The sequence below is a fragment of the Streptomyces tubbatahanensis genome (assembly GCF_022699385.1).
Classification (GTDB): domain Bacteria; phylum Actinomycetota; class Actinomycetes; order Streptomycetales; family Streptomycetaceae; genus Streptomyces; species Streptomyces diacarni.
This window is the reverse complement of sequence record NZ_CP093846.1, coordinates 2,608,363-2,622,672: the sequence shown is the minus strand read 5'-3', so window position 1 is coordinate 2,622,672 and position 14,310 is coordinate 2,608,363. Positions and strand designations below refer to the sequence as shown.

Below are 14,310 nucleotides of genomic sequence, written 5' to 3'. Positions count from 1 at the left end.
CAGAGTTGTCCGCGTTCCGCGACAGCTTCGTCACAAGCGGTGGCAGCCGCCGGGCGGCGGGGAAGTGGCCCCGACATGACGCACGAGGTACCACTCCCGCCCCGCACAGGACTGCCCACCAGCGAGCAGCGGCTGCACGCCGCGCTCCGGTACGCCGGCACCGACGCCGCCGCCCCGCCCGGGGCCGTCTCCAGAGCCCCGCACCGCGCGATGATCACGGGTCTGGCCGCGCTGGCGCTGCACTGCTTCTCCGCCGCGCCCTCCCTGCTGGACCTGGAGCGGATCGACGTGCTCGTCCCCGAGCTGGACGACAGCGCCCACCCGGGACCCCGCGCCCCGTCCCCCGCTGCCTGCGCCTACACCTCCGCGCACCTGGTGCGCACCCGCATCCTGCCCGAGCCCGAGGAGATCACCGGGCTGCCGGTGGCGCCCGCGCCCCGCGCCCTGGCCGACGCCGTGGCCGGTCTCACCGACGCCGAGGACGTGCGGCGGCTGCTGGTCGAGGCGGTGCGCGGCGGCCACTGCGACCCGCAGCCCGTCGTCCGCGAGCTGACCCGCGCCCGGCTGCTGGGGCTGCCGCACGTCGCCGACGCCGTGGACAGCCTGCTGGCCGAGGGGCGCGCGCTGACCGAGGGCTGCCTGTACGCCATGGTCTTCACCCACGGGCTCCCCGACCCCTGCTGGAACGTCGAGCTCCGCGTCCCCGGCGGCCCGCCCGTCGGCGCCGTGGACGCGTACTGGCCCGACCACGGTGTCGCGCTGGAGATCGACGCGCGCACGCCCCGGGCCGGTGCGGAGGCGGCCTGGGACGCGTACGCCCGCAAGCGCGAGACGCTGGAACAGCTCGGCGTCACCGTCGTGCACGTGACCGAGGCGAAGCTGCGGGACGCCCTCGCCCAGCAGGCGACGGTGGTCCGCACAGCGCTGATGACCTCGGGCGAGCGGGAGCCCGCCGCCTACCTGAACGTCCTGCCGCGCTGACGCGGCGGCCGCCAGGACAGGACGCGGAACGCCTCACTCGGGCCTCAACCGTGCCGCTCGGCCTCCACCGGGGCGCGCGGCGGGGGCGTACCGGATGACGAGGGCGCACCGCCCCGGCTGGTGTGCCACACGGTGAGGACGACCAGCGCGCACCCGGCGAACTGGGTCGCCGTGGGCCGCTCTCCCAGGAACAGGACGCCGAGCAGGACGGCCAGCACCGGCTGGAGCAGCAGGAGCGCGGCGCTGGTGACCGGGGCCAGCCGGGCCAGCGCGGGGCCCAGGAGGACGAGCGAGACCGCCTACCCCAGCAGCGCCATCAGGGCGAGCCAGCCCAGCGGTCCCCAGCCGGGTGCCGGATCGACGCCCGTCCACAGGGCGCCGAGGGTGCCGGAGGTCGCGGCGGCGGCCAGGGTGGAGACGCACACCGGGTGGACGGTGTGGCCGCTGCCGCCGCCCAGCCGGGTCAGGAAGAGGTAGAGCGCGAAGGCGACGCCGGCCGCGGCCCCGTAGAGCACGCCGGACACCGGGCTGCTCCCCGGCTCGGGGTGACCGATGGCGCCGCTGGCCAGGGCGACGCCGCCCAGCAGTACGGGCAGGGTGCGCCAGTACCGCGCGCCCGCGGGGGCGCGGGTGAGGACGAGCGCGAGCAGCGGGAAGACGGCGATCTGCACGTTCAGCAGCACGGTGGCGATGGAGGAGCCCACATCGTGGATCGACTGCGCCCAGAAGACGAAGTCGACGCCCAGCAGCGCGCCCGCCAGCGCGTCACAGGCCTGCGCGCGCGCCGGACGCGCGCCCAGCCTGCGCCGCTCGGCCAGCGCGAACGGCACCAGGGCCACCAGCGCCAGCAGGCAGCGCCACAGTGCGGCCGTCCCGGCGTTGACCCCGGACAGCTTCACGAACATCGCGGACGCCGAGACGCAGGCCGAGGCCGCGATACCCAGGTACACCGGGTCGCGCCCGGCCAGCCCGCCGCCCGCGCCGCCGGCGGGTGCCTGCCGTGTCCTTTCCTCCGCAGTGACCATGACAGCCACTGTGCCGGGCTCCACCCGCAAGCAAAAGCGACGATTCGTGTCCGGTACTCGTTAGCATCGCTGGGGTGTTGAACTCCGACCGGCTCCGCGCCCTCGACGCCGTGGCCCGGCACGGCTCCCTCGCCCGCGCGGCGCGCGCCCTGCACATCACGCCCTCCGGCGTCTCCCAGCAGCTGGCCAAGCTGGAACGCGAGGCCGGCCACACCCTGCTGGAGCCGCACGGCCGCAGCGTCCGCCTCACCCACGCGGGACGGGTGCTGGCCGAGCACGCGGCCCGCGTCCAGGCCTCACTCGCCGCGGCCGAAGCCGACCTCGCCGACCTCGGCGACGAGATCCTCGGCCCCCTGCGCCTCGGCGGCGTCGGCAGCACGGTGCGCACCCTGCTGCCCGACGTGCTCGCCGCGCTCACCGCCGCCCACCCCCGGCTGCGGGTGACCGTCGTCGACGGCGAGGCCGTGGACCTGCTGCCCCTGCTGCTCGGAGACGCACTCGACCTGCTGCTGATCGAGAGCTGGCACAGCCGCCCCATGCCGCTGCCCGGCGGTGTCCGGGTCAGGACGCTGACCGTGGAGGAGGTGCGGGTCGCGCTCCCGGCAGTGCACCCGCTCGCCGACCGCCCCGCACTGGACCTCGCCGAGCTGGCCGGCGCCGTCTGGTCGAGCTGCCCCGCGGGCACCGAGCCCTACGAGGCGCTGGTGCAGGCGCTGCGGGAGCGCGGTATGGAGCCCAGGATCCGCTACGCGGTGGCCGAGTACGCCACCCAGCTCGCCTTCGTGGCCCGGGGACTGACCGCGGCGCTCATCCCCGCGATGGGGCAGAGGCCCTGCCCGCCCGGGGTCGCCTTCGTGCCCGTGGACCCGCCGCTGACCCGCGAGGTGCGGGCCGCCTGGCGCGCGGGCGGCGACAGCCCCTCCGTACGGGCGTGCCTGGCGGCCCTCACCGCCGGCGAGCCGGAGGCGGGGGCGCGCTGAAACCGCCGGGCGCCCCGCCGCCCGCTCCAGGGGCCTCGGCCGCCCCGGCCACCCGCCGTTCCGCGCGGCGCCCGCGTGGAAGGATGGCCCCTGCACGACTGCGCCGTAAGCCGCGAGCGTTTCGCGAGAGTGGGGAGATCACCAAGTGCCTGGCACGAATCTGACGCGCGAAGAGGCCCAGGAGCGGGCTCGCCTGCTCGCCGTCGACTCCTACGAGATCGAGCTGGACCTCAGCAGCGCGCAGGGCGGAGGTACCGCAGCACCGGGCGGTCCCGACGACGGCGAGGGGATCTTCCGCTCGGTCACCACGATCCGGTTCACCGCCAGGGAAGCCGGCGACACCTTCGCCGACCTGATCGCGCCCGCCGTGCGCGAGGTCACCCTCAACGGCACCTCCCTCGACCCGGCGGAGGTCTTCGCCGACTCCCGCATCGCCCTGCGGGGGCTGGCCGCCGGGCCGCAGGAGCTGCGCGTCGTCGCGGACTGCGCCTACACCAACACCGGTGAGGGCCTGCACCGCTTCGTGGACCCGGTGGACGGCCAGGCCTACCTCTACACCCAGTTCGAGGTCCCCGACGCGCGCCGCGTCTTCGCCAACTTCGAGCAGCCCGACCTCAAGGCGACCTTCCAGTTCACCGTCCGCGCCCCCGAGGGCTGGACGGTGATCTCCAACTCGCCGACGCCGCAGCCCGAGGGGACGCTGTGGCGGTTCGCGCCCACACCGCGGATCTCCACCTACATCACGGCGCTGATCGCCGGCCCGTACCACGCGGTGCACAGCACCTGGGAGGGCGAGGGGCACAGCGTGCCGCTGGGCATCTACTGCCGTCCGTCGCTGGCCGAGTACCTGGACGCCGAGGCGCTCTTCGAGGTCACCCGGCAGGGCTTCGACTGGTTCCAGGACAAGTTCGACTACCCGTACCCGTTCGAGAAGTACGACCAGCTGTTCGTGCCCGAGTTCAACGCGGGCGCCATGGAGAACGCGGGCGCGGTCACCATCCGCGACCAGTACGTCTTCCGCTCCAAGGTCACCGACGCCGCCTACGAGGGCCGCGCCGAGACCATCCTGCACGAGCTGGCCCACATGTGGTTCGGCGACCTGGTCACCATGGAGTGGTGGAACGACCTGTGGCTGAACGAGTCGTTCGCCACCTACACCTCCATCGCCTGCCAGGCCCACGCCCCCTCCAGCCGCTGGCCGCACGCCTGGACGAGCTTCGCCAACCAGATGAAGACCTGGGCCTACCGCCAGGACCAGCTGCCCTCCACCCACCCGATCATGGCGCCGATCCGCGACCTGGACGACGTCCTGGTCAACTTCGACGGCATCACCTACGCCAAGGGCGCCTCCGTCCTCAAGCAGCTGGTCGCCTACGTCGGCATGGAGGAGTTCTTCCAGGGCGTCCGCGCCTACTTCAAGCGCCACGAGTGGGGCAACACCCGCCTGGCCGACCTGCTCGGCGCCCTGGAGGAGACCTCGGGGCGCGACCTGAAGACCTGGTCGAAGGCGTGGCTGGAGACCGCGGGCATCAACGTCCTGCGCCCCGAGCTGACGACGGACGCCGACGGCACCCTCACCGCGCTGGCCATCCGCCAGGAGGCGCCGGCACTGCCCGCGGGCGCCACCGGAGAGCCGACCCTGCGCCCGCACCGCCTCGGTGTCGGCTTCTACGACCTGCGCGACGGCAAGCTGGTGCGCACCGACAGCGTGGCGCTCGACGTCGACGGCGAGCTGACCGAGGTGCCGCTGCCGAAGGCACGCAAGCGCCCCGACGTGCTGCTGCTCAACGACGGGGACCACACCTACGCCAAGGTCCGCCTCGACGCCGACTCGCTGGCCGTCGTCACCCGCCACCTGGGCGACTTCGCCGACCCCCTGCCGCGCGCCCTGTGCTGGGCCTCGGCCTGGGACATGACCCGGGATGGCGAACTGGCCACCCGCGACTACCTCGACCTCGTCCTGACCGGCGTCGGCAAGGAGTCCGACATCGGCCTCGTCCAGTCCCTGCAACGCCAGGTCAAGCTCGCCCTCGACCTGTACGCGGCGCCCGACTGGCGCGACGCGGGGCTCACCCGCTGGGCCGAGGCCACCTGGGAGCAGCTGCGCGCCGCACGTCCCGGCAGCGACCACCAGCTGGCCTGGGCCCGTGCCTTCTGTGCCGCCGCCAGGACCGACGCCCAGCTCGATCTGCTCGCCGCGCTGCTGGAGGGCGACGCGTACTTCGAGGGGCTGACCGTCGACACCGAGCTGCGCTGGGCCTTCCTCCAGCGGCTCGCCGCCACCGGGCGGGCCGACGAGGCGCAGATCTCCGCCGAACTGACCCGGGACGCGACCTCGGCGGGCGAGCGGCACGCGGCGGCCGCCCGTGCCGCGCGGCCCACCCCGGAGGCGAAGGCCGAGGCGTGGCGCGCCGTCGTCGAGAGCGACACCCTGCCCAACGCGGTGCAGGAGGCCGTCATCTCCGGGTTCGTGCAGACCGACCAGCGCGCCCTGCTCGCGCCCTACACCGAGCGCTACTTCGCCGCCGTCAAGGGGGCCTGGGAGGAGCGCAGCCACGAGATGGCCAGCCAGATCGTGGTCGGCCTCTACCCGGCGCTGCACGTCGAACAGCAGACGCTGGAGGCCACCGACGCCTGGCTCGCCTCCGCCCAGCCCAGCGCGGCGCTGCGCCGCCTGGTGACCGAGTCCAGGGCCGGTGTCGAGCGGGCGCTGCGCGCCCAGGCGGCCGACGAGGCGGCGGGCGCCGCTCGCTGACCGTCCCCATACCGCGGACGTCGGCCCCCGGCTTCGAGCCGGGGGCCGACGTGCGGGGAGGCGGGGCTCCGGCCCGGCCCGTGGGGGAGAGGGCCGGTGGGGGGTGGCAGGAGAGCGGCCCTCTGAGCCGGTGGGCGGAGCCCCGGTGGAGCTGCCGGCGCCCGGCCGCCGTCCCGGCGCCGCGAAGGGGCCGGACGCCGGGAGACGGAACGGTGCCGGGAAGTGCGGGGCGTGCTGGGGAGGTCAGACGCCCGGAGGGATCACCTGAGCAGGGCCGCCTTCTCGAACATCACCTCGGCGACACCGTTGGCCCACAGCTGCTCGACCTGGGAGCGCTCGGTCGCGTTGGGCTGGTCGTTGGTGCAGGACGGGCCCGGGCCGCCACCGGACATCAGTTCGCTGCAGGGGCCCGAGTAGTTGTCCGGCAGGCCGAGCACGTGCCCGGTCTCGTGCGCGACGACGCGGTTGGAGTCGTACTGCTGGTTCTGCGCGTAGTCGAGGAAGACGTAGCCGCTGCCGTGCCCGTCGGTGTAGGCGTAGCTGCCGCGCGAGTCGTTGCCCTCGCGGTAGTCGAAGGTGGCGCCGCTGCCCTCGGCCAGCTGCACGTTCTGGACGGCGGAGTTCCACACGGCGGCGCTGTTGGCTATCTGGCTGCGGAAGCTGGGTGCCCCGCTCGCGTCGTACTTGACGGTGACCTGCTGGAAGCCGGGCTTCTCACCCTGCTGCTTGAGCGCTTCCTTGACGATGAACTTGAAGAACTCCTGGTTCTGGCGGTCGCTCTCCCCGGTGTAGCCCTGCGTGCTGCCCGCGTCGGTGTGCGAGGTGGCGGCGACGGGGGCGTGGGAGTCGGCGGTACCGGCGTCGGAGGCGGTGGCGGGGACGGCACCGAGACCGAGGGCGACGGTCGTGCCGAGGCCGATCGCCGCGGACAGAACAGAAGTGCGGTATCTCATGGGGGGTCTCCTCGAGTTCCGAGGGACCGGCGCCGCTGCGAAAAGGCGTGGGGGCGCCGCCGGTCCCTTGGGGCGGATTCCTTGGGACGGATGCTCGCTGCGGCAGAGTCTGTTCGAGCGGACGGCGTTCCGGAATGATGCCAGGTGGCGATAGGACGGGGTTATCACCCCGTGCTCCCCGTCCTCCCTGAGTGCACCCGGCCGGCGGGCGGCCCCGTTCACCGCGCCGTCGCCGCCGCTTCGCGGCCCCGTCGCCGTCTGGTACGACCACTGACACCGCCGCTATGCTCCCAGGCGTGGAGCTCGAAGTGAGGCATCTTCGTGCACTGTGCGCGATAGCCGACACCGGCAGCGTGCACAAGGCGGCCCGCCAACTCGGCATGACACAGCCGTCGCTGACGACTCAGCTGCGCCGCATCGAGCAGGCCGTCGGCGGCCAGCTCTTCACCCGGCAGCGCACCGGCAGCAAACCCACCCCGCTCGGCCGCACCGTCCTCACCCGCGCCCGGCCGATCGTCGCGCAGATGACCGAACTGGTCCGCGAGGCCAAGGACGCCGCGGGGCTCGGCCCCGGCGGCCCGGGCACGCGGCTGCGGCTCGGCAGCACCGGCAGCAGGGCCGTCCCCGGCTGGCTGCGGCGCCTCAACGGCAGGCTGCCCGAGCGCGACATCACCTTCCAGACCGACGTCTCCGCCAACACCCTGCTGCGCATGGTCGCGGGGAACCAGCTCGACGCCGCCTTCGTGCACGAGGTGGAGGGCTCGCCGCTGCGCGTGCCCGACGGCGTCGAACTCCGCGTCCTGGTGCGCCGCGAACCCCAGTTCGTGGCCGTCCCCGAGACCCACGCGGCCGCCCGCGCCGGACGGGCCGTCGCCCTCGCCGAACTGGCCGACCAGAAGTGGATGGTCGACCCGTCCGTCGACGGCGACTGGGACGGGCTGCGCCGCGTGTTCACGGACGCGGGCGTCGACCCGCGCATCGTCTACGGCGACTACCTGTCCGCCGGCGACCTGGTGGCGGCGGGCGAGGTCGTCACCCCCTGCCAGCCCACCGCCCAGCCGCGGCCCGGCATGTCCATCGTCCCCCTGGAGGGCGATCCGCTCGGGGTCCGGCTGGTGGTGGGCTTCCGCTGCGGTACCGGGCTCGGTGAGGAGGGCGACGCCGTCTTCGCCGACCTGCGGGCCTCCTACGAGGCGGTCGCCAGGTCGAGCCCCGCCTACGCCCGCTGGCTGACCACCCGGAACGATGCCCCGGCCCCACCCGTTCACCGTTTCCTGGGGCCGCCTCCCTCAGCCCCCCGGTCCTCAATCGCCGGACAGGCTGATTTCAGCCTGTCCGGCGACTGAGGACGAGCGAAGCGATTCCGGGGGGCGGAGCCCCCCCACGGAAACGGTGAACGGGCGGGGCAGGGCCTCCCTCACGCGCCCCCGGCCGAGGCGTCCGCCTGCTGGGCCCGCAGGGCGCGGGCCAGGTCGTCGCGGGACTCCGCGACGAGCCGCCTGAGGGCCGGCGCCGCCTCCGCGTGGGCGCCGAGCCAGGCGTCGGCGGCGTCCAGCGTCGCCTGGTCGCCCTGCGCCGCGGGGAACAGCCCCCGCACGATGGCCATCGCGATCTCGATGGAGCGCGAGGCCCACACGGACTCCAGCACCTCGAAGTACCGCTCGGCGTAGGGCGCGGTCAGCTCAGCCTGGCCGCTCTGGTCGAATCCGGCGATGGTCGCCTCGACGAGCGCGTTGGACAGCGTGTCGGACTCCACGACTTCGGCCCACGCCTGGGCCTTGACCGCGGCGGACGGCCGGGCCGCCAGGCACCGCACCTGGTGCCGCTTGCCCGACGCGGTGTCGTCCCGGGCCAGCTCCGCGCCGATCGCGGCCTCGTCGGCGATCCCCTCGGCGGCGAGCGTGCCCAGGAACGTCCAGCGCAGTTCCTGGTCCACCCCGAGCCCGTCGACGCGCGCCGTGCCGGCCAGCAGGCCCTGCAGCAGGCGCAGCTCCGTCTCCCCACTGGCGACGGCGGCCAGGAAGCGCGCCCAGGCCAGCTGGTGGCCGCTGCCGGGCTCGGCGTTGCGCAGCCCGGTGACGGCGCCCTCGGACAGCAGCCGTGCGCCCTCGGCGCGCCGGGCGGGCGCGGTGTAGCGGTCGAGGGCGAGTTTGGCCTGGCCGTGCAGCATCTGCAGGACGCCGATCTCACTCTCGTCGCCGGCGAACCTGAGCACCAGTGCCAGGAAGTCCCTGGCGGGCATCAGACCGTCGCGGGTGAGGTTCCACAGCGCCGACCAGCACAGGGCACGGGCGAGGGGGTCGGTGAGTTCGCCGAGGTGGTCGCGGAGGGTGGCCAGGGAGGCGTCGTCGAAGCGGACCTTGCAGTACGTGAGGTCGGCGTCGTTGACGAGGACCAGGTCGGGGCGGTCGGCGCCGGTCAGCTCGGGGACGGCGGTGCGCGCTCCGGTGACGTCCACCTCGGCGCGCGCGTACCGCTCCAGCGCGCCGGCGGCCGCGTCGCGGCGGTAGAGGCCCACGGCGACGCGGTGCGGGCGCAGCACCGGGTGCGCGTCGGGGGCCTCCTGGAGGACGGCGAGTTCGGTGACGCGCCCGTCCGCGTCGTAGGTGAGCTGCGGGGTGAGGGTGTTGACCCCGGCGGTCTGCAGCCACGCCTTGGACCACTCGCCCATGTCGCGCCCCGAGGTCTCCTCCAGCACGGCGAGCAGGTGCTCCAGGCGGGTGTTGCCCCACTGGTGGCGCTGGAAGTAGCGGCGGGCGCCCTCCAGGAAGGCGTCCTTGCCGACGTAGGCGACCAGCTGTTTGAGGACCGAGGCGCCCTTGGCGTAGGTGATGCCGTCGAAGTTGAGCTTGGCGTCCTGGAGGTCCCGGATGTCGGCGGTGACGGGGTGGGTGGAGGGGAGCTGGTCGGCGCGGTAGGCCCAGGACTTGCGGCGGTTGGCGAAGGTGATCCAGCCGCCGGTGAAACGGGTGGCCTCCACGAGGGAGAAGGCGCCCATGAAGTCGGCGAAGGACTCCTTGAGCCACAGGTCGTCCCACCACTCCATGGTGACCAGGTCGCCGAACCACATGTGCGCCATCTCGTGCAGGATGACGTTGGCGCGGCCCTCGTAGGAGGCCTCGGTGACCTTGCCGCGGAAGACGAACTCCTCGCGGAAGGTGACGCATCCGGGGTTCTCCATGGCGCCGATGTTGTACTCGGGCACGAACGCCTGGTCGTACTTCCCGAACGGGTACGGGTAGCCGAAGTGGTCGTGGAAGAAGTCCAGGCCCTGCTTGGTGACGGTGAAGATGTCCTCGGCGTCGAAGTGCGGGGCCAGCGCCTTGCGGCACAGCGCGCCGAGCGGGATCTCCAGCTCGCCGCCTGCCTGGGAGCCTTCGTTTTGCGAGGTGCCCTGGGCGAAGGTGCGCCGGTAGGTGTCGGTCACGTAGTGGTAGGGACCGGCGACGACGGCGGTGATGTAGGTGGAGATGGGCTGGGTGCGGGCGAAGCGCCACACCGCCGCGCTGCCGCCGTCGACCGGACGGGGCTCGCCCTCCTGGGCGCCGTTGCTCAGCACCGTCCAGCCGGCCGGCGCGGTGACGGAGAAGTCGAAGGGCGCCTTGAGGTCCGGCTGTTCGAAGTTCGCGAAGACGCGGCGCGCGTCGGCCGGCTCGTACTGGGTGTAGAGGTAGACCTCGCCGTCCTGCGGGTCGAGGAAGTGGTGCAGGCCCTCGCCGGTGCGGCTGTAGGCGCACCGCGCGTCGATCGTCACCACGTTCTCACCGTCGGCGCGCAGCCCCGGCAGGGTGACGCGGGTGCCGTCGAAGACCTCGTCGACGGGCAGCGAGGCGCCGTTGAGGGTGACGGAGTGGACGTGCGGTGCCACCAGGTCGGCGAAGGTGGTGGCGCCCTCCTCGGCGCACGTGAAGCGGATGGTCGTCGTCGACCTGAAGGTGCGCGGCCCCTCGGCCGGTGGTGCTTCGACGGCCGAGCGCAGATCCAGCGCCACGTCGTACCCGCTCACGCTCAGCAGTGCGGCGCGCTGCCGGGCCTCGGTGCGGGTCAGGTTCTCTCCGGGCACTGCCACGCTCCCTCTCGCTTCAGGGTCTGGGTCCGTCCACGTCTCGTATGGTGAACAACCCGCTCAGCATCGCACGTGCCGCTGAGCCTCCGTACCCGGGAATGCGGTCGGTGCCGCCGACGTTGTCGGCGTCCGAGACGATCCGCCCCACTGCCAAGGAGAGCGCATGTCCGAGACGCCCGAGGCGACACCCGCCGATTTCTGGTTCGACCCCCTGTGCCCCTGGGCGTGGATGACCTCCCGCTGGATGCTGGAGGTGGAGAAGGTGCGGCCGGTTTCGGTCCGCTGGCACGTGATGAGCCTGTCGGTCCTCAACGAGAAGCGGGTCGACGACCTGCCCGAGCGCTACCGCGAGCTGATGGCGCGCGGCTGGGGCCCGGTCCGCGTCTGCATCGCCGCCGAGCAGGAGCACGGCAGCGAGGTGCTCGGCCCGCTCTACACCGCGATCGGCACCCGGGTGCACCCGGGCGGACGTGAGCTGGGCCGCGAGGTGCTGATCGAGGCGCTGGAGGAGGTGGGGCTGCCCACCGCGCTGGCGGACGCCGCCGACACCGACACCTACGACGCCGCCCTGCGCGCCTCGCACGAGGAGGGCATCTCCCTGGTGGGTCAGGAGGTCGGCACGCCGGTCATCGCCGTCCCGGACGCGGCGGGCAAGCAGGTCGCCTTCTTCGGTCCTGTGGTCACTCCGGCGCCCAAGGGCGAGGCGGCGGCCAGGCTGTGGGACGGCACCCTGATGGTGGCCTCGACCCCCGGCTTCTTCGAGATCAAGCGCACCAGGGACGTGGAGCCGATCTTCGACTGAGCCGCTCTTCGACTCTGCCCGGGGGCGGCGAGCGGCCCCCTGTGCGTCACGTCCGCACAGGGGGCCGCTCCCTTTTCTTCTCCCGCCCGCCGCGAAGGTTGAGAAGACGATCACGAGGACGGAAGCCGGGCTGCCGCGCCGCCGGGTTACGGAGCCAGCAGGAGGTTGTTGGCGCGCTCCTTGGCGGCCGTGTAGCGGGCCGAGACGTCGCGCCAGTTGACGACGCGCCACATGGCCTCGACGAAGTCGACCTTCTGGTTGCGGTACTGCAGGTAGAAGGCGTGCTCCCAGGCGTCGAAGACCAGGATCGGCACGGAGCCCTGCCCGACGTTGCCCTGGTGGTCGTAGACCTGCTCGACGATCAGCCGGCCCGTGACCGGCTCGTAGGCCAGCACGCCCCATCCCGAGCCCTGGGTGGTGGCCGCGGCCTTGGACAGCTGGGCCTTGAACTTGGCGAAGCTGCCGAAGGACTCGGCGATGGCGTCCGCCAGCTCGCCGGTGCCGTCCTTCTCCAGGGGCTCGCCGCCGCCGTCACCGGTCATGTTGCGCCAGTAGATGGTGTGCAGGATGTGCCCGGACAGGTGGAAGGCGAGGTTCTTCTCCAGGCCGTTGATGGACCCCCACGCGTCCTTGTCGCGGGCCTCGGCGAGCTGTTCGAGGGTGTCGTTGGCCCCCTTCACGTACCCGGCGTGGTGCTTGTCGTGGTGCAGCTCGATGATCTCGCCGCTGATGACCGGCTCCAGCGCGGAGTAGTCGTACGGCAGCTCCGGCAAGGTGTATGTCGACATGCCCTCTCGCCCTTCGCTCGCTAATGCACATTACTTGCAACAAGAAGTTAGCAGCAAGAGCACGCGAAAGAGCGGAGCGCCCCTCGATCCGAGGGGCGCTCCGCTCCTGGCATGGGGACCGGAGACCTAGGCCCTACCGGCCCTCCCGGTCCTTTCTTTCGGCCCGTGCCGGGTTCGCGGCCGAGGCGCCGTCAGGCGTCCTCGGTCACCGCGGGGCGCGGGCGGGTGCGCTGCCGCACGTAGCCGACGGCGGCCAGTACCACCGTCAGGCCTGCCGTGAAGGCGAGCTGGGTGCGGGTGTCGCCCTCGCGCAGCATCAGCAGCAGGACGGCGAGGATCGCCAGCACCGCCACGATCGTCAGGCCAGGGAAGAGCCACATCCGCACCACCAGCTTCTCGGGCGCCTCCCGCTCCAGCCGGTAGCGGGTGACCAGCTGTGCGACGGCGATGAAGCCCCACACGACCAGCGTGGCCGCGCCGACCATGTTCAGCAGCCAGGTGAAGACCGTCTTCTCCCAGAAGATGTTCAACAGGACCGCGACGAAGCCGAAGAAGGACGAGGCGATCACCGCGTAGCGCGGCACGCCCTGCGGGCTCAGCCGGTTCAGGAAGGCCGGGCCCTCACCCCGCTCCACCAGCGAGTACGACATGCGCGAGGCGCCGTAGATGTTGGCGTTCATCGCCGAGAGCAGCGCGATGAGCACCACCACGTTCATCACCTGCGCGGCCGCGGGGATGCCGACGTAGTCCAGCACGGCGGCGTAGGGGCCCGACTTGACCGACTCGTCGCTCCACGGCATCAGGGTGACGATCACCAGCATGGAACCCACGTAGAACAGCGCGATCCGCCACACCGCGGTGCGCACCGCGGTGGCGACGCCGGAGACCGGCTTCTCCGACTCGGCCGCCGCGATCGTCACCGTCTCCAGGCCGCCGAACGCGAAGACGGAGGCGAGCAGGCCGACGATCAGCCCGTCGGTGCCGGTGGGGAAGAAGCCGCCGTCGCCGGTCAGATGGCTGCTGCCCGGCGCGTCGGTGCCGGGCAGCAGCCCGGCTATGGCCAGGATCCCCAGCACCAGGAACGCGCTGATCGCGAGCACCTTCAAGGTGGCGAACCAGAACTCGTACTCACCGAAGTTGCGGACCGCGGCCAGGTTGCTGGCGCAGAACAGGATCATGAACAGCGCGACCCACATCCACTGCTCGGTCCCCGGCAGCCAACCCGTCATGATCTTGGCGGCGGCCGTGGCCTCGGTCGCGATGGCGACGCACAGCAGCGTCCAGTAGATCCACCCGCTGGCGAAACCCGCCCAAGGTCCCAGGGCACGCTCGGCGTGGACGGAGAAGGAGCCGGAGGCCGGGCGGGCCGCCGACATCTCGCCGAGCATCCGCATCACCAGCATCACCAGCGCCCCGGAGGCGGCGTAGGCGAGGACGATCGAGGGGCCCGCCGCGGCGATGCCCGCGCCGGAGCCGACGAACAGGCCCGCGCCGATGACACCGCCGAGGGCGATCATCGACAGGTGGCGCTGCTTGAGACCGTGGGAGAGGGAGCGCCCGTCGGACGCGCCGCCGTCCGGCCCCGAGGGCTTGGCGGGCTCGCCGGGCGGGTGCGGCGCGTCGGACGTCTCGGTGCGCGTCATAGGGGGGCCGTTCCTGGGTGTGAGGGGTGAACGGGGACAGAGCGAAGCGTGGTGCGTGGTGCCCCCACAGTGTTCGGGAGGCAGCCCCGGCACATCAATAATCGTGCAGCCCATCCCGCGATACGGACAGGCCGCGTCGCGGGTGAATACGGGGTGAACCGCCCACCCGCGTCGGGCTGTCGCGCGGTTCACCCCGTCCACGCGCGCCCGGACACTGTCGCCAAGCTCACGGTCCGCACCCGGCCTGGGCACTGTCGCCGCCCCCGCCCCCGCCCCGGGCACTGTCGCCAAGCTCACGGTCCGTTCACGCACGGCCA

General features: G+C 72.8%; 11 protein-coding genes. 5 read left to right on the top strand and 6 right to left on the bottom strand.

Annotated elements, in window-relative coordinates; all coding sequences use genetic code 11:
* The first annotated feature begins 75 nt into the window (after window positions 1–75).
* A complete protein-coding gene (locus MMF93_RS11330) occupies window positions 76–981 on the top strand; it encodes a hypothetical protein (RefSeq protein WP_242751200.1) in 906 nt (301 codons plus the stop codon).
* A gap of 44 nt (window positions 982–1,025) precedes the next feature.
* Here the strand turns inward: MMF93_RS11330 and MMF93_RS11325 are convergent, their stop codons facing one another.
* Window positions 1,026–1,241: an EamA family transporter gene (locus MMF93_RS11325; protein ID WP_274709536.1), complete on the bottom strand. Its 216-nt coding sequence runs from the start codon at window positions 1,239–1,241 to the stop codon at window positions 1,026–1,028.
* A gap of 39 nt (window positions 1,242–1,280) precedes the next feature.
* Window positions 1,281–2,006: an EamA family transporter gene (locus tag MMF93_RS11320; RefSeq protein WP_242751198.1), complete on the bottom strand. Its 726-nt coding sequence runs from the start codon at window positions 2,004–2,006 to the stop codon at window positions 1,281–1,283.
* Window positions 2,007–2,080: 74 nt separating this feature from the next.
* On the opposite strand from MMF93_RS11320, the gene MMF93_RS11315 reads away from it, so the two are divergent.
* Both MMF93_RS11315 and pepN (MMF93_RS11310) read left to right on the top strand, forming a co-directional pair.
* Window positions 2,081–2,986: a LysR family transcriptional regulator gene (locus MMF93_RS11315; protein WP_242751197.1), complete on the top strand. Its 906-nt coding sequence runs from the start codon at window positions 2,081–2,083 to the stop codon at window positions 2,984–2,986.
* 145 nt (window positions 2,987–3,131) lie between these two features.
* Complete coding sequence (gene pepN, locus MMF93_RS11310) at window positions 3,132–5,741, top strand: aminopeptidase N (protein ID WP_242751195.1); 2,610 nt, start codon at window positions 3,132–3,134, stop codon at window positions 5,739–5,741.
* Between the two features lie 260 nt (window positions 5,742–6,001).
* On the opposite strand, the gene snpA is transcribed toward pepN (MMF93_RS11310), so the two are convergent.
* On the bottom strand, window positions 6,002–6,694 hold the full coding sequence (gene snpA, locus MMF93_RS11305; RefSeq protein ID WP_114021220.1) for a snapalysin: 693 nt from the start codon (window positions 6,692–6,694) through the stop codon (window positions 6,002–6,004).
* Between the two features lie 284 nt (window positions 6,695–6,978).
* Here snpA and MMF93_RS11300 point away from each other — a divergent pair, with 284 nt between their 5' ends.
* The gene (locus MMF93_RS11300) at window positions 6,979–8,040 is read left to right on the top strand and encodes a LysR family transcriptional regulator (protein ID WP_242751193.1); all 1,062 of its coding nucleotides are present in this window, start codon (window positions 6,979–6,981) and stop codon (window positions 8,038–8,040) included.
* A 71-nt stretch (window positions 8,041–8,111) separates the two neighbouring features.
* Here the strand turns inward: MMF93_RS11300 and pepN (MMF93_RS11295) are convergent, their stop codons facing one another.
* Window positions 8,112–10,757, bottom strand: a complete 2,646-nt coding sequence (gene pepN / locus MMF93_RS11295) for an aminopeptidase N (protein ID WP_242751191.1) — start codon at window positions 10,755–10,757, stop codon at window positions 8,112–8,114.
* 166 nt (window positions 10,758–10,923) lie between these two features.
* On the opposite strand from pepN (MMF93_RS11295), the gene MMF93_RS11290 reads away from it, so the two are divergent.
* Window positions 10,924–11,562 (top strand): DsbA family protein, encoded by a 639-nt coding sequence (locus MMF93_RS11290; RefSeq protein ID WP_242751189.1) that lies wholly within the window; start codon window positions 10,924–10,926, stop codon window positions 11,560–11,562.
* 146 nt (window positions 11,563–11,708) lie between these two features.
* Here the strand turns inward: MMF93_RS11290 and MMF93_RS11285 are convergent, their stop codons facing one another.
* Window positions 11,709–12,350 carry a superoxide dismutase gene (locus MMF93_RS11285; protein WP_242751187.1) on the bottom strand — a complete coding sequence of 214 codons (642 nt, stop codon included), beginning with the start codon at window positions 12,348–12,350 and terminating at the stop codon, window positions 11,709–11,711.
* 191 nt (window positions 12,351–12,541) lie between these two features.
* The gene (locus tag MMF93_RS11280; RefSeq protein WP_242751185.1) at window positions 12,542–13,993 is read right to left on the bottom strand and encodes an amino acid permease; all 1,452 of its coding nucleotides are present in this window, start codon (window positions 13,991–13,993) and stop codon (window positions 12,542–12,544) included.
* Window positions 13,994–14,310: the final 317 nt, after the last annotated feature.

What these genes read in the sequence shown, in the direction of transcription:
- MMF93_RS11285 (WP_242751187.1), bottom strand. Translation starts at nt 12,350, where the DNA reads ATGTCGACATACACCTTGCCGGAGCTGCCGTACGACTACTCCGCGCTG.
- MMF93_RS11320 (WP_242751198.1), bottom strand. Translation starts at nt 2,006, where the DNA reads ATGGTCACTGCGGAGGAAAGGACACGGCAGGCACCCGCCGGCGGCGCG.
- MMF93_RS11290 (WP_242751189.1), top strand. Translation starts at nt 10,924, where the DNA reads ATGTCCGAGACGCCCGAGGCGACACCCGCCGATTTCTGGTTCGACCCC.
- MMF93_RS11280 (WP_242751185.1), bottom strand. Translation starts at nt 13,993, where the DNA reads ATGACGCGCACCGAGACGTCCGACGCGCCGCACCCGCCCGGCGAGCCC.
- snpA (WP_114021220.1), bottom strand. Translation starts at nt 6,694, where the DNA reads ATGAGATACCGCACTTCTGTTCTGTCCGCGGCGATCGGCCTCGGCACG.
- MMF93_RS11330 (WP_242751200.1), top strand. Translation starts at nt 76, where the DNA reads ATGACGCACGAGGTACCACTCCCGCCCCGCACAGGACTGCCCACCAGC.
- MMF93_RS11300 (WP_242751193.1), top strand. Translation starts at nt 6,979, where the DNA reads ATGCTCCCAGGCGTGGAGCTCGAAGTGAGGCATCTTCGTGCACTGTGC.